The 14,833-nt window shown below is 44.1% G+C and carries 12 protein-coding genes; 7 read left to right on the top strand and 5 right to left on the bottom strand.

The features are described from left to right. Positions 1 to 214: 214 nt before the first annotated feature. The gene (locus tag DWX33_RS17760; RefSeq protein WP_122144700.1) at positions 215 to 2,464 is read right to left on the bottom strand and encodes a trypsin-like peptidase domain-containing protein; all 2,250 of its coding nucleotides are present in this window, start codon (positions 2,462 to 2,464) and stop codon (positions 215 to 217) included. A 125-nt stretch (positions 2,465 to 2,589) separates the two neighbouring features. Here DWX33_RS17760 and DWX33_RS17755 point away from each other — a divergent pair, with 125 nt between their 5' ends. Further along, positions 2,590 to 4,218, top strand: a complete 1,629-nt coding sequence (locus tag DWX33_RS17755) for a fumarate hydratase (protein ID WP_005860810.1) — start codon at positions 2,590 to 2,592, stop codon at positions 4,216 to 4,218. 91 nt (positions 4,219 to 4,309) lie between these two features. Here DWX33_RS17755 and DWX33_RS22620 read toward each other — a convergent pair whose 3' ends face one another. Beyond that, the gene (locus DWX33_RS22620) at positions 4,310 to 4,468 is read right to left on the bottom strand and encodes a hypothetical protein (protein ID WP_008781079.1); all 159 of its coding nucleotides are present in this window, start codon (positions 4,466 to 4,468) and stop codon (positions 4,310 to 4,312) included. A 211-nt stretch (positions 4,469 to 4,679) separates the two neighbouring features. Here DWX33_RS22620 and DWX33_RS17745 point away from each other — a divergent pair, with 211 nt between their 5' ends. The 3 genes from DWX33_RS17745 (at position 4,680) to DWX33_RS17735 (ending at position 7,543) form a co-directional block, all read left to right on the top strand. Continuing rightward, on the top strand, positions 4,680 to 6,419 hold the full coding sequence (locus DWX33_RS17745; RefSeq protein ID WP_008781080.1) for a tetratricopeptide repeat protein: 1,740 nt from the start codon (positions 4,680 to 4,682) through the stop codon (positions 6,417 to 6,419). A 101-nt stretch (positions 6,420 to 6,520) separates the two neighbouring features. Then, on the top strand, positions 6,521 to 6,871 hold the full coding sequence (locus DWX33_RS17740) for a DUF3244 domain-containing protein (protein WP_005864139.1): 351 nt from the start codon (positions 6,521 to 6,523) through the stop codon (positions 6,869 to 6,871). A gap of 75 nt (positions 6,872 to 6,946) precedes the next feature. Further along, the gene (locus tag DWX33_RS17735) at positions 6,947 to 7,543 is read left to right on the top strand and encodes a hypothetical protein (RefSeq protein ID WP_122380778.1); all 597 of its coding nucleotides are present in this window, start codon (positions 6,947 to 6,949) and stop codon (positions 7,541 to 7,543) included. A gap of 896 nt (positions 7,544 to 8,439) precedes the next feature. Here the strand turns inward: DWX33_RS17735 and pnp are convergent. Then, a complete protein-coding gene (gene pnp, locus DWX33_RS17725; RefSeq protein ID WP_005864142.1) occupies positions 8,440 to 10,680 on the bottom strand; it encodes a polyribonucleotide nucleotidyltransferase in 2,241 nt (746 codons plus the stop codon). 203 nt (positions 10,681 to 10,883) lie between these two features. Between pnp and DWX33_RS17720 the strand changes: the two genes are divergently transcribed. The 3 genes from DWX33_RS17720 (at position 10,884) to DWX33_RS17710 (ending at position 13,119) form a co-directional block, all read left to right on the top strand. Next, positions 10,884 to 12,041: a TlpA disulfide reductase family protein gene (locus tag DWX33_RS17720; protein ID WP_044546627.1), complete on the top strand. Its 1,158-nt coding sequence runs from the start codon at positions 10,884 to 10,886 to the stop codon at positions 12,039 to 12,041. A 197-nt stretch (positions 12,042 to 12,238) separates the two neighbouring features. After that, positions 12,239 to 12,709 carry a transcription elongation factor GreA gene (greA, locus tag DWX33_RS17715; RefSeq protein ID WP_005860822.1) on the top strand — a complete coding sequence of 157 codons (471 nt, stop codon included), beginning with the start codon at positions 12,239 to 12,241 and terminating at the stop codon, positions 12,707 to 12,709. Positions 12,710 to 12,723: 14 nt separating this feature from the next. After that, entirely contained in the window at positions 12,724 to 13,119 is a 396-nt protein-coding gene (locus DWX33_RS17710) for an HIT family protein (protein WP_005860824.1), read from the top strand. Between the two features lie 241 nt (positions 13,120 to 13,360). Here the strand turns inward: DWX33_RS17710 and DWX33_RS17705 are convergent, their stop codons facing one another. Beyond that, entirely contained in the window at positions 13,361 to 14,473 is a 1,113-nt protein-coding gene (locus DWX33_RS17705; RefSeq protein WP_044546543.1) for a PspC domain-containing protein, read from the bottom strand. Between the two features lie 12 nt (positions 14,474 to 14,485). Continuing rightward, positions 14,486 to 14,812 (bottom strand): PadR family transcriptional regulator, encoded by a 327-nt coding sequence (locus DWX33_RS17700; RefSeq protein ID WP_005860828.1) that lies wholly within the window; start codon positions 14,810 to 14,812, stop codon positions 14,486 to 14,488. Between the last annotated feature and the right edge of the window lie 21 nt (positions 14,813 to 14,833).

Genomic DNA, 14,833 nt, shown 5'->3' with positions numbered 1-14,833 from the left:
TTATCCCTTAGCCATTATCGTGCAAAACTAAAGTATTTTTTTGTTATGGATAGCAAAGAAGCGATAAAATCTTTTTAATTAATACTTATTAATGAATCCTAGGCTTGTTTTATACATAAAATATGGGTAGAATTATTGAAAAAATATGGCTGTGTACCTCTTGCCATTCTTTTCAATGGATGGTTTCCCAGAAGTCTTATTGTATATTTTTTGATTAAAATATAATCTTTTGTGTATAATGCTCCTCGCCATAGTGCACGGTTAGAAAGTAGACTCCAGATGTTAATTTTAGGAAATGGAGTGTAGCTTGCCTGTCCGTGATCTCTCCGTTTTCCGACACTTTTCCTTGTGCCGAGTGCAGTGTATAAGTCGCTTTCTCCATTCCATCCGGCAAAACAAGGTGTACCATGCCTTTCTCCGGACCGAGATGAATGAGTACCTGCTCGTTCGCCTCGAGCTTTTCGTTGCTGACGGGGTTACCGTATTGAATGACGGGATCGATAAACAAGGAGGTGCTAAAACCTGCTTGCGTATATTCGGTAGCTTGTCTCCAGCCGTTTTTATCATGAACCCAAGCCGTATTCCGGGTCGTTTTGCCTTTGGGCAAATTGTAAGCGGAGAAATACGTGTTCTCCGGGACGCTCTTGAGCTTATAGCCGATGTAGAACTTTCCGCTAACGTTTATGGGCTTGGAGAAATGGATATAACTTTCCTGTGACCGATTTAGGGATTTAGCGGTCTCAATAAACGTATCGTCCAATATCGATTTATTGCTGTAGGTGGGTTGGAATGTTTCCGTATATAATAATGTAGAGGGCTTAGAGTCACCGCTGTAAACGGTAACTTCCACTTCCATTTGTTTGTAATTCGCTCCGGCAGGCGGTGTTACAAAATAAGTTCCGTATAAGGTACCCGCTTCGGCTACTTGGTAAGCTTCCGCGTATTCAGTGATATTGGCGGGGTTGTTTCCGAACAAATACGCTTTTTCAGACCCGGGATAGAGCGTACATTCGGCGTTTTCTTGATTACCGGAGTCATAGATGTTGCTCAACCGGAAACAAGGGGCTGATTTATACGGATCAAGTCCCTCGCAAACCTTGGTCTCGTCATCGGACGGGTTTAGCCAATATTTGAGCTGTCTCTCGGGGGTATCGATCGCGTCCCAGGGTTTCTTCAAAGAGAAGAAGTAATCATTCTTCGGGCTATTCTCACTGGACTGCCCGCCGGATAACGCTCCGATAATCTCTCCGTTGGCATTGAATAAAGGAGATCCGGAGGAACCGCTGGCCGTATAACCTACTTCCCAAGTCTTGACATGTAAATGAGCGTTCTCGTAAAAAATCATGTTTGGATCTGTCAAGGTAAAGGGAGCCAGATCCTCATCGGATATACTGATTCGCTTTACCGAGTATTGGGGATGTTGGATGCACGTATAGGGGGCAGGTCCTACCTCTTGTGCGTTCCAGCCCGCATAATAAGGCCTGTAATAAACCGGAGGTGTGGCGGTAAGTTCCAACAAGGCCATGTCTGCCATTTCATTAACCGCCTTGAAGTAAGTGGATGCGGTAGACATCTCTTCCGTTCCCCTTAGGATCGGGTCGCAGAAAGGGCTGTTGAAGTTGAAAAAGCAGACGATACTTCCGGCTATTTTCTCATAATCGGGGTTTTTCATCGTGAATTGCTTGTTCAGGCAATGGGAGGCGGTGAGTAGATAAGGCTTTCCGTCATTGTCCGTATTATTTATCAGTGTGCCCGTGCACCCTACACTTCCGTCTATGATCAGGAGAACGACGCTTTGCCCCCATTGGGCGTAATCGTTTGTCCCATCTTGATAGCAAGCTAACGGTGGAATTTTACCGATCAGTGAGGTGTTGTCTCCCGGTTCTAACCCCCGCAAGCTCCGGTAGCCATGGTTGACTTCCCCGACGGTCAGTCTTCCTTGAAAAGAGGCGTTGGCCGGTTCTTGATATTCTATGATCAGGCGATCCCCTTGGATAGGAGAGACCGGCAATAGGTTTAACTCCGAGTTGTTTAGGTGATTGAACGAGCCTAATATCTGTGTCTGGTCCTCATTGTATAGGAAGAGCTGGGCGCCTTCGGGCAGTTCATATTCCGTGAAGAGCACGTTGATGGAAAGGGCCCCGGGCGAGTAGATCCCGAGTCTCCATACACGTGTCCCATCCGGCCCGGTGAAAGTTACGCCCGAGTTGTACCGATTGTAATCCGTTATGAATTTATAGGCAAAACGGAAACCGCTTCTTAGGTCGCTCTCATTCAGCGAGTCGATACGCAATTCCTCTTGGACGTCGAACGGAGGCATTTCTTTAAACATCTGTCCGTTTGTACTTCGCATGAGCGATCGCGGAAGCGGGCGGCCTCCGTGGCTAACCTGCGCTTTCAGATTTCCTTGAAAACTGAGCATCGTTAGCAGGAATACAATGTATAAAGAGGTCAACTTTTTCATATCGGGCAAATATAGCTATATTTCTTTACCCCATGATCTATATATCAAGTTTTTTCGCTAAGTTTGCCAATCGAAAAGTACGGACAAACTTAAATAAAACCAATATATAATTAAATTCTAAAGATATGGCAACACCTCCGTTTCACTACGAGCCGATGTTCCAAAAGGGACCGGACACAACAGAGTATTATTTGCTTACAAAAGATTATGTTTCCGTTTCTGAGTTTGAAGGAAAACCGATCTTGAAAGTCGCTAAAGAAGGTTTGACCGCTATGGCTAACGCCGCTTTCCGCGACGTATCATTCATGCTTCGCCGTTCTCACAACGAGCAGGTCGCTAAGATCCTAAGCGATCCGGAAGCTACGGACAACGATAAGTACGTGGCCTTGACATTCCTTCGCAACGCCGAGGTAGCGGCTAAAGGCGTACTTCCTTTCTGCCAAGATACCGGTACGGCTATTATCCACGGCGAGAAGGGCCAGCAGGTCTGGACCGGTTACTGCGATGAGGAAGCGCTTTCTTTAGGTGTTTACAAGACCTACACGGAAGAGAACCTTCGTTACTCCCAGAACGCTCCGCTGAATATGTACGATGAGGTAAATACGAAATGTAACTTGCCGGCCCAGATCGATATCGAGGCTACGGAAGGCATGGAGTATGAGTTCCTTTGCGTGACAAAGGGAGGTGGTTCCGCCAATAAGACTTATTTATACCAAGAGACAAAAGCGATCTTGAATCCGGGTACATTGGTTCCCTTCCTCGTAGAGAAGATCAAGACGTTGGGTACGGCCGCTTGTCCTCCGTATCATATCGCGATCGTGATTGGCGGTACTTCCGCTGAGAAGAATTTATTGACGGTGAAGTTGGCTTCTACTCGTTTCTACGATAGCTTGCCTACGACCGGTAGCGAGGGTGGCCGTGCTTTCCGCGACGTGGAGTTGGAGAAAGAGGTATTGGCCGCCGCTCAGAATATTGGCTTGGGCGCTCAATTCGGCGGTAAATATTTGGCTCACGATGTCCGTATCATCCGTTTGCCTCGCCACGGCGCTTCTTGCCCGGTAGGTTTGGGTGTAAGCTGCTCCGCGGACCGTAATATTAAATGTAAGATCAATAAGGAAGGTATCTGGATCGAGAAGTTGGATAGCCATCCCGGCGAATTGATTCCGGAGGAACTTCGTCAAGCGGGTGAGGGCGACGCTGTCAAGATCAACTTGAACCAACCGATGGCGGATATCTTGAAGGAATTGGATAAATATCCGGTATCTACTCGTTTGTCATTGAACGGAACGATCATCGTGGGCCGTGATATCGCTCACGCTAAGTTGAAGGAGCGTCTGGATCGTGGCGAGGATCTCCCCCAATATATCAAGGATCATCCTATTTATTACGCGGGCCCGGCTAAGACTCCGGCAGGTATGGCTTGTGGCTCTATGGGCCCGACGACCGCGGGTCGTATGGACTCATACGTTGACTTGTTCCAGAGCCATGGCGGTAGCATGATCATGTTGGCGAAGGGTAACCGTAGCCAGCAAGTTACGGACGCTTGTAAGAACCACGGCGGTTTCTACTTAGGATCTATCGGTGGCCCCGCGGCTATCTTGGCTCAGAACAATATCAAGAGCATCGAGTGCGTGGAATATCCGGAATTGGGTATGGAAGCGATCTGGAAGATCGAGGTAGAGAACTTCCCTGCGTTTATCTTGGTAGATAACAAGGGGAATGACTTCTTCAAGCAGATCAAGCCTCGTTGCTGATTTCTTGATCGGTAAAGATAAATGAAAAGCGGTATCCGGCGGCAAGCTGGATACCGCTTTTTTGTTCTTAAAAAAAGACGTACGTGTTTTTTTAATAGGTTAATCCCACGATCCACAGCGGTAGTTTCTTGCCGGTGGCGAACTCCATATTGTCAGCCAAGATGAAGGAATCGGGGAGATCCGCTATTCTTATGATACGGGTGCTCGTTTGTGCCAGTAATCGTTCTTGTTTAATAAATAGGCTATCCATACGCTGATTGATTGAATGAGAAATATACGATTTGTTTAAGATAGATAGCAAAAAGTACCCAGATCTGTTAAGAGTAGAAAGCAAAACCTGTAAGTATCCGGTCGTAGCGTACTTTGCGTATTGGCTTTCAAAAGTTTGTATAAATATCAATGAAACTATTACACTTTAATTTTTTACCTTTGTTGCGTTTAAGTGATAAAACAGATTTCCAATGCCTCGTATATACATCCTCTTGATGTCGGTCTTGATCTCGGCTTTTTATGCTTGCGATCATCGGGGGAAGCCTTACCCCGCTACCCTGTCACGGATCGAATCCCTTGCGGATACAAATCCGGAGGAAGCCCGCCCTTTGTTGGATCGATTGCGGGATAGCCTTTCGTCCTTTGATGAGGAACAGCGTATGTATTATGACTTGCTCGACTTGAAGGTCAATGATAAGATGTATGTCCGGCATACTTCTGATTCTTTGATCAAACGAATCACCGCTTTTTATGAGGTATATGGCGATCGGGATAAATTACTGGAGTCTTATTACTATATGGGACGTGTCTACCGGGATCTGAACGATGCTCCGGAAGCGTTGAAGTATTTCCAAAAGGCATTGGATGTGGCGGGAGATACGAGAAAGTACCGATTATTGTCCAATGTCTATTCGCAGATGGGGATGCTTTATGATTATCAGAATGTATATGAAGAGGCGATCCGTATGTATGAGAAAGCGGCTGAGTATAAATTACTGAAAGGAGATAGTACTAGTTTGTCTCTTGTGCTGAGAGATATTGCCCGGGTATATGATATGGTCGATAAGAATGACAGTGCGCTTCTCTATTTTCAAAAAGCGGCAATTATAGCGAATGAAACAGGAAATAGACATCGATATTCCGGTATATTGACTGAGCAGGGTGATCTTTACCGGGAATTGGGAATGTATGATAAGGCATTGGAATGTTTGTTTGAATCATTAAAAGATTCCGTAGGCCGGAATATGTACCCCACTTATTCTACATTGGGACATATTTATTTAGAGGTGGGAAGATTGGACTCTGCCGACTACTATTTAAGGAGATGCTTGGATAGTCCTGATTTATATGTTAGAGACGCTATTTATGAGTACTTGTCGTTTTTGTATGAGCGTCGGTTGAATTATCGGGAGGCTATTCGCTATGTCCGTCTTGGCCAGCAAGTGCAAGATTCCATCCGCAAGATAACCGATTCGGAGGAAATCCGTAAAATGACCTCTTTATATAATTATCAAAAGCGGGAAACTGAGAATTTACGGCTAAAGGGCGAGAATGACCGGATGCAGATTCGTATTTACCGGATATTATCCTTGTTCGGATTGGGGCTTTCGATAACCTTATTGTTTATATATAGACTGAAACGGCAGAAAGAGCGGTTGGCTAGGCAGTTTGAGGCGCTTCAGCGGGAAAAGCAAGAACAATATGAGAGAAGTTTTCAATATGTAGAAGCGAATAACGTGAAATTGAATGAATTGGGAACCTTACTATCTAAAGACCATGAAGATACAAATTCATTGCTTCATGTGCGAAAAGAACTTTTGCAAGTGACCAATGAACAAATACAGTTGCGGCGTACCGAGCGTGATTTGTTAGAGTCGGATTTAAGGCATTCGGATATCTATATGAAATTCCATTCCACGAATGAGGCAGATCAGATAATCAGGGAAGAAGATTGGAATGCTTTACGGAAGGAGTTAGATAAGACATACAATAATTTTACGAATCGTCTATATCAGTTATATTCGGGAATGTCATTGATAGAACTCCGGATTTGTTACTTGATAAAGATATCAGTCAAGGTAACTGATATGGCAAAAATCTTGGGTCGCTCCAAACCCTCCGTATCCTCATCCCGTAAACGGCTTTATAAAAAAATAAAGGGAGAGGATGGAACCCCGAATGAACTGGATGAATTAATCGCTGGTCTTTAGCCTTATACAACTCTGCGAACAAAAAGCGAACAAAAAGCGAACAGTGTTTTAGCCCCGAATCCAACCTTATCGGATACTTTTGCAGTCAAAAAATGAATGGGATGAAAAGATTTTTATTTTTGACTTTATTGAGTTGTGTATGCTTATGGACACATACGGTGGCTGGAAGAGAGCATAAGAATGAGCGTGATGAGGAAGAGGAGCGCTCTATTTCTCCTAATCCGGTAGAAGTGAAGATTGTAAATGATGGAATCATGTTCTATTTTATGAAGCCATTAGACAATGTGTTTATACAAATTGTTGATGATAGTGGGATGCTCGTATATGAAGAGTCTGTACCTCTTTCTACTTCTCAGAGCTATTGTATTTCCATGCAAGGTCTTTTATTTAAACCTTATTTAATAAGAGTAGAAGGAGACAACATCTATGAAGAGTTTTTTATTCTTTTCTAAAATTGAATGTGAGGATGATTTGTAATATTTAATTTCTTTGATTATTCAATGTTTAATTTATAAATAGTTTTTTGTATGAAAAAGATTCTAATTTTATCATGTTTGTTTTTGTTTTTTGTGTCTTCTTGTTCTAACCAAGAAGAGGTTATCGTAGGAGATGGTCTTGACTATGGTAACATGAGTGAAGAAGATTTGAGGAAATGTGCGGAAGCTAATGGTGCAATTACGTGGAATCAGTTTATTGAACTTATGGGTGAATTTATGGAATCAGAACAATCCCCATTAATTGAGACTAAGGCTACGAGTGAGACTTTTAGTGTGACAGGATATGATAACACATTCTTAGTGGAAGAAAATAAAAAAGTTCTTATCAACAAATCACCTACAAATATTCCTACTGGTTATTACTTTTGTGATATCTATATTGTTAGAAAAATGGTGACCCTTCCGGACGGAACCCTGGGAGTAACTAAAGAGTCTCCAAAATGTGGATTTGATCCGAACTCAATTGGTGGGGGACTGCGAGGTTGTGCGGTAGATGGTCAAACAGGTAATAGATTCTATATGAAAACGGCTGCATATCAAGTTAAATATGATATGCTGGGGCGTCAGTGGAATCGATGGGATCCCAGTTTGAATGCTTTGGCTTGGAATTACGCTTATATTTATTAAACGTTACTGTTTGTGCAGGCTAAACGATGATCATGGCCTGGATATAAGGTTTATGGTCGTTTGTTTAGTCTGTACTAGGTTTGCTATCCGGTAATTTTAGTAATAACATAAAAATTAGTGATGAGGATGTTGAGAATTTCTTTGTTTTGTATTGTTATATACTGATTGATATGTCTCTCACTCATGGATTGATTTACAATGTCTGTATATTTGCCTCCTTTTTCAAGGTAACCAATGGAACTTGATAAATAGAAATGTTTTGTTTGTAAATACTCGATATCTAATGATATTTGATAAGTCGTTAACTTATGGGGGTATAAATCTATATTTGCACCTTTGACTCCTTTTGTTTGTAATTTCGAAAAAGCTAAGCCGTTTTCTAATTTAAATACTTGTGCGTTCAGATTAGAGATACATGATAATAGATTAACATACAAGAGCAAACAGTTTCTCCTAGGGAAAACTAAAGTTTCGTAAGCACAAAACTAAGGTTTCCTCATGAGGAAACAAATGTTTCCATAGCGGAAAACTTTTGTTTTATACTAAGAAAAACTATAAATATCAATTAATCAGTTTTTTAGATGATATATGAAGCATGATCAAATAGATAGCTTGCCGGCTAAGCAATGTCTCCGTCTTCTGCCGCTTCTTGAAAAAGATAGGACTAATAATGCGGTTGGCGAGTAGGGGACGATGGTGTTTTGTGATTGAAAAGTAGTAAATGGTGGTAGATACGAGCCAATAGTGGTAGATGCTATTTATCTACCACCACTCGATAAATAACTTATGACCAATTGCTTATAGCTATAGTTGTAGGTGTGGTAGATGATTTGATAAAAAAATCCCGGATAGCGTTTAATCTACCCGGGATTATATATAATGTATAAGACCTTATCTTAGTCTCTGTACTCCCTGCGAGGTCCGCGATCACCACGATCTTGACGAGGACCACGGTCTCCACGGTCTGGACGAGGTCCACGCTCACCTCTTTCTGGTCTTGGTGGACGTTCCTCGTAACCTTCCGGTTTCGGAAGCAATACCTTGCGGGAAAGTTTGAACTTGCCTGTCTTCGGATCGATATCAACCAACTTGACAGAAACCGTATCGCCTTCCTTCAAGCCGGCTTGCTCAACGGTCTCCAGACGTTTCCAGTCGATCTCGGAAATGTGAAGCAAACCATCCTTGCCCGGCATGAACTCAACGAACGCACCATAAGGCATGATAGAGGAAATCTTTCCTTCATAAACCTCTCCGATCTCAGGAACAGCCACGATACCTTTGATCGCCTTGACAGCCGCGTCGATCGTAGCCTTATTCGTGCCGGAGATCTCGATCTTTCCTACGCCGTCTACCTCATCGATAGATACCGTAGCTCCCGTCTTCTCTTGGATACCTTGGATGATCTTACCGCCCGGGCCGATTACCGCACCGATAAATTCTTTACCGATAATCATCGTCTCGATACGAGGTGCATGAGGTTTCAAATCCTCGCGAGCTTCCGGTTGAGCCTCCAATATCTTGCCCAAGATATGCATACGACCCTCTTTCGCTTGAGCCAAAGCATTCTCAAGGATCTCGTAAGACAAACCGTCTACCTTGATATCCATCTGGGTAGCCGTGATACCGTCTTTCGTACCCGTTACCTTGAAGTCCATATCACCCAAGTGATCCTCGTCGCCTAAGATATCAGACAAGATGGCGTAGTTCGTACCCTTGTTCTCGGAGATCAATCCCATAGCGATACCGGATACCGGTTTCTTCATCGGAACACCTGCGTCTCTCAACGCCAAGGTACCGGCGCAAACCGTAGCCATAGAAGAAGAACCGTTAGACTCCAAGATATCGGAGATTACACGTACTACATACGGATAGTTGTCCGGGATCATACGTTTCAGCGCACGGTGAGCCAAGTTACCGTGTCCGATCTCACGACGGCCTACACCACGTGTTGCTTTGGCCTCGCCTGTGGAGAACGGGGGGAAGTTATAATGTAAAAGGAAACGCTCGTATCCATGGTTCAATACGTCGTCTATCATTTTCTCATCAGACTTCGTACCTAAAGTTACCGTAGATAAAGACTGAGTCTCTCCACGTGTAAAGATAGCGGAACCGTGAGGACCCGGCAGGCAATCTGTCTCGATCCAGATCGGACGGATCTCGGTAGTCTTACGACCATCCAAACGCTTGCCCTCATCAAGGATGGCACGGCGCATAGCCTCTTTCTCTACATCGTGATAGTAGCGACCGATCATTTCCAGTTTCTCGTCCGTCAACTCCTCCTCGGAGAATTGAGCCTTGTATTCCTCTACGATTTTCTCGAATGCCTCGCTGCGTTCGTGCTTGCCGCTACCGGATGTGGCTACGGCGTAAGCCTTGGCGTAACATTTGTCGTGTACGTCCTTGCGCAACTCGTCATCGTTTACCTCGTGGCAATATTCGCGTTTTACCAATTTGCCGCAAGCCTCGGATAACTCCAGCTGAGCCTTGCATTGTACCTTGATAGCCTCGTGAGCGACCTTGATAGCCTCAAGCATCTCAGATTCCTGAACCTCGTTCATCTCACCCTCAACCATCATGATGTTGTCTATGGTAGCGGCAACCATGATGTCGATATCAGCTTTCTCCAATTCTGCGGAAGTTGGGTTGACGATGTATTTTCCATCCGTACGAGCTACACGAACCTCAGAGATCGGTCCGTTAAAAGGAATATCAGAAACTGCCAAAGCGGCGGAAGCGGCCAAACCTGCTAATGCGTCCGGCAAATCTTCGCCATCCGCGGAGAACAATATAATATTTACATATACCTCAGCGTGGTAGTTGTCCGGGAAAAGAGGACGCAACGCACGGTCTACTAAACGAGATGTGAGGATTTCATAATCAGAAGCTTTTCCTTCTCTTTTTGTAAAACCTCCGGGGAAACGTCCAAAAGCGGAGTATTTCTCTTTGTATTCTACTTGCAACGGCATGAAGTCAACACCCGGGTTCGCATCTTTAGCGGCACAAACAGTGGCGAGCAACACGGTGTTGTTCATACGAACGGTAACCGCTCCGTCCGCCTGTTTGGCCAATTTCCCGGTTTCGATGGTAATGGTTCTTCCATCACCTAACTCGATCGTCTTGTTAATTGGATTAAGCATAATCTTTTTTCTTATTTTTCTATCTGTCAAAAATTGGTGCAAATGTAATGAAAGTTTACCTGTAATTGCATGAAAATGAAAAGAAATAACAGTCTTGAAATACTTTTTTTGAAAAAAGCCTTGAAGAAATACGGAATAATAGTGCCACAATTGTAAAATAATGTATATTTGCACCAGATTAGTAATATAGACAAACTGGAATAATGAAACAAATATCTACGAATTTACTAGCTGTGCTGTGTGTTATGTTGCTTTTGTTCACGGCTTGTAAGAAGAATTCTGATTTTACGGTGGAAGGTGTAGTGTCCGGCGCTGATGGCCAGATGATGTATCTGGAGAATGTAGGTGTGTCGACAGTAGAGTTGATGGACTCCGTAAAACTGACGGCGGCCGGTAAATTCAGCTTTACGAAGCCTCGTCCGGCATTCCCGGATTTTTATCGCTTGCGTCTGAATAACCAATTGATCAACTTCTCGGTAGATTCTACGGAGACGATCTCGTTCGTGGCCGATGCCGGGACTTTCGCTACTTCTTATAGCGTGGAGGGCTCAGAGAATTGCAAGGCGATCAAGAATATTACCTTGGCTCAATTAGACGCGAACCAAGCGATCCATCGTTTACGGAAAGAATCTGAGTCCGGTCTGTTGGCGGATTCCGTATATTCCCGCCAGGTGCTCGAGGCCGCCGAGGCTTATAAGGACGTGGCTCGTAAGTATATTTATTCCGCCCCGATGTCCGCTGCCGCTTACTTTGCCTTGTTCCAGCAAATTGACGGCTTGCTGTTCTTCGATTTGTATGACAAGAACGACTCGAAGGCTTATGGTGCCGTAGCCACCAGCTTCGATCACTATTATCCGGAAAGCCCTCGTGCTAAGCATCTGTATAACTTGGCTCTTCAATCGATAAAGGTGATTCGTAGCCAGCGCCCGATGGATTTGGATAAGGTGGAGAAGAAAGAGGTTAGTTTCTTGGATATCGAGTTGCCGGATATACATGGGGAAAACACGAAATTGTCTTCTGTCGCTACAGGCAAGGTGGTGTTGATCAACTTCACGGCCTATATGTCCGAATGGTCTCCTGCCTTGAATATGGAATTTGGCGATTTATATACGAAGTATCACGACAAGGGCTTGGAGATTTACCAGATCTCTTTGGATAATGATCTTCACTTCTGGAAGAACGCCGCTTCTAATTTACCTTGGGCTTGCGTGCGCGATCCACAGTCGGTTTACTCCCAGACCGCGGCGTTGTATAACGTGAAACAGCTTCCGGCGATCTTTATCTTGGATCGCAAGGGAAACTTGGTTAAACGGGTGGACGACGTGAAGAAACTTGAGGCTGACATCAAGTCCGTATTGTAAATTGTTCATGATTTAATCATCAGATTTATATGTTATAAAGCACTTTCGTAAACTTGTTCATCTTAGAAAGATAACCTAACTTTGCGGAGTCTTGAAATGATAAAAAAGGGGAGTTCCGGCCATATGACTTGGTCGGGATTCTTTTTTATTATGCGATAATCAATCAATATTAATATAAAGAATAAGGAGGATTTAATATGGCTGTTAGTTATATGACAAAGGACGGCTACGATAAGATTTTAGCTGAAATCAACTATTTGGAGACCGTGAAGCGCCCTGAAATATCAGCCCAGATCGCTGAGGCGAGGGATAAGGGTGACTTATCCGAGAACGCTGAGTACGATGCCGCCAAAGAGGCTCAAGGTATCATGGAGGCTAAGCTTGCGCAGTTGAAAGGTTTGATCTCAAACGCCCGTCTGATCGATGAGAGTCGTGTGAAAACAGATGAGGTTCAGATTTTGAACAAGGTGAAAATTAAGAATACGAAGAATAACGCTGTCATGACCTACACGTTGGTATCGGATTCGGAGGCTAACCTAAAAGAAGGAAAGATCTCCGTAAGCACGCCGATCGCCCAAGGTTTGATGGGAAAGAAGGTAGGGGATGTCGTTGAGATCCGTGTACCTTCCGGCTTGATGACGTTTGAGATTATGGATATTTCAATTTAAAAACAGAAAGACGTATGGCAACTATTTTCAGTAGAATCGTGGCGGGTGAGATCCCTAGCCACAAGGTTGCGGAAGACGATGAGTTTTTTGCTTTCCTCGATATCAATCCGGTAGCCTTGGGGCATACCTTGGTAATTCCCAAGAAGGAGGTCGATTATATCTTTGATATCGATGATCCGATGCTGGGACGGATGGTCGCTTTCGCTAAACGGGTAGCTCGTGCCCAAGAGACCGCTATCGAGTGTAAGCGTGTAGGATTGGCTGTCATGGGCTTGGAAGTGCCCCATGCGCATATCCATTTGATTCCTATCACGAAGGAGTCCGATATGTATTTCGGCGGGAAGAAATTGGCTGTAAGTCAAGAAGAATTGGCCGAGATCGCCGCTAAGATTAGAAAAGAATTCAAATAATTGAATATAATTTTTTAATTATAAAAAATTGGTTATATTTGTACCCGTTGTTTTATGCGTGACAATATCATGCAAAGGGGACAGCAAATCATTAATATGATTCATTAGTGGTTTTTACTCATAAATTTGTTAACCTTAGAAGAAAGGCCCCTCTGTGACAGAGCGGCCTTCTTTTTTTAAACACACAATAAACATTATAAACTACTAAATCTATATCTTCATCTTACATCTTCGAATAGGGTTAGGGGAGCCAAACGGCATGTCTGTTCCAACCGTGTACACCGTTCCAGTAATCATGCCAGTCATATAGCATACCGGATTGATGGATATATACGCCACATAATACAAGGGAGATAAGCCATAAGGCTAATAATATCCATCTTGCTTGCGTCGGTAAGGGACGTACCTTGAACAATTGGCAGCAAATCGCGTATATCAGGGAGAATATGGGGATGCCGATGAATAAGATCGTCCCTATGCATCCCATGATTGCCATTGACAACGGTGCTCCGTTTATCAAGTCCGCTCCGAACGGAGAGAGGTTATAGATGAATCCGGCCCCACCCATGAGCAACGCGAATGTTACGACTACCAGAATGAATACGACTAATACTAGCGGTGGCAACAGGAAGATTCCGGCCAATATGATGAAAAACTTCAGGATGAACCCGATGACCAAGACGAAAACATCCGCCAGCTTTTGGAAGAAGTTCCTCGGCTTGTCCGAGCTGATAAAGTCGTTCACGTTATTGCTGACTTTCTCGAATCCATCTGTCACGGTCTTTCCGATATTCTCCACCGTCACACTTTGTCCGCGCATCTCGAGTTTCTCGGTCGCCGTACGTGCCATCGGTACGATGATCCACAACAAAAAGTAAAGCGGAACCGTGATTCCATAGAAGAACATCAGAAGGAAAAGCACGATACGTACGGCAGTCGGGTCCCAATCCATGTAGGCGGCGAAACCTCCGGCGACACCTCCCAGAATACGGTTATCCGGGTCACGCATCAAGCGTTTCTTGGTCGTCTGGGTATGAGTCTCCTGTTGTTGTGCCCGGTAATTATCCTCGTGGTCGGTGCTTTTCTCTTCCTCCTCGAAAATCTCTTCCGGCTTACCCATCCGTTTGATCACTTCCTCTACCTGCTCGATCGTGATGACCTCGTAGCCTAAGCGGACACGCTCGTTAAGAAGTTCCGAGATACGCATCTCGAAATCATCCATGATCTCATCCGAACCCTCTTCTTTGCGGAAGTGGATGCGCAGGTTAGACAGATATTTGTCTAATAATTGGTATGCGTCTTCGTCAATGTGGAAAACTGTGCCTCCCAGATTAACAGTAAGTGTCTTCTTCATCACTCTTTCGTTTTAATTGTTTCTGATGTGGTTTATTGTATCATTTAGTTCCTGCCATGAAGCCTCCAGCTCGCCGAGGAATAGTTCTCCTTTCTCGGTCAGTTGGTAATACTTGCGTGGCGGTCCTTGCGTAGATTCTATCCACTGATAACTTAATAGCTCGCTATTTTTTAGTCGGGTTAAAAGAGGATATAAAGTGCCTTCCACAACGATCAACTTCGCTTCTTGTAACTTCTGAATGATATCAGAGGTGTAAGCGGGTTCCTTTTTGAGAAGCAGGAGGATGCAATATTCCAGCGTCCCTTTCCTCATTTGTGATTTTACGTTCTCTGCATTCATCTCTTTTAATTTTATGCTACA

This window comes from Parabacteroides sp. AF19-14, from assembly GCF_003635485.1.
Lineage (GTDB): Bacteria > Bacteroidota > Bacteroidia > Bacteroidales > Tannerellaceae > Parabacteroides > Parabacteroides distasonis.
This window is presented reverse-complemented; position numbering and strand designations above follow the sequence as displayed.

Coding starts and splice junctions, on each gene's coding strand:
- DWX33_RS17760 (WP_122144700.1), bottom strand. CDS start 2,464: ATGAAAAAGTTGACCTCTTTATACATTGTATTCCTGCTAACGATGCTC.
- DWX33_RS17755 (WP_005860810.1), top strand. CDS start 2,590: ATGGCAACACCTCCGTTTCACTACGAGCCGATGTTCCAAAAGGGACCG.
- DWX33_RS22620 (WP_008781079.1), bottom strand. CDS start 4,468: ATGGATAGCCTATTTATTAAACAAGAACGATTACTGGCACAAACGAGC.
- DWX33_RS17745 (WP_008781080.1), top strand. CDS start 4,680: ATGCCTCGTATATACATCCTCTTGATGTCGGTCTTGATCTCGGCTTTT.
- DWX33_RS17740 (WP_005864139.1), top strand. CDS start 6,521: ATGAAAAGATTTTTATTTTTGACTTTATTGAGTTGTGTATGCTTATGG.
- DWX33_RS17735 (WP_122380778.1), top strand. CDS start 6,947: ATGAAAAAGATTCTAATTTTATCATGTTTGTTTTTGTTTTTTGTGTCT.
- pnp (WP_005864142.1), bottom strand. CDS start 10,680: ATGCTTAATCCAATTAACAAGACGATCGAGTTAGGTGATGGAAGAACC.
- DWX33_RS17720 (WP_044546627.1), top strand. CDS start 10,884: ATGAAACAAATATCTACGAATTTACTAGCTGTGCTGTGTGTTATGTTG.
- greA (WP_005860822.1), top strand. CDS start 12,239: ATGGCTGTTAGTTATATGACAAAGGACGGCTACGATAAGATTTTAGCT.
- DWX33_RS17710 (WP_005860824.1), top strand. CDS start 12,724: ATGGCAACTATTTTCAGTAGAATCGTGGCGGGTGAGATCCCTAGCCAC.
- DWX33_RS17705 (WP_044546543.1), bottom strand. CDS start 14,473: ATGAAGAAGACACTTACTGTTAATCTGGGAGGCACAGTTTTCCACATT.
- DWX33_RS17700 (WP_005860828.1), bottom strand. CDS start 14,812: ATGAATGCAGAGAACGTAAAATCACAAATGAGGAAAGGGACGCTGGAA.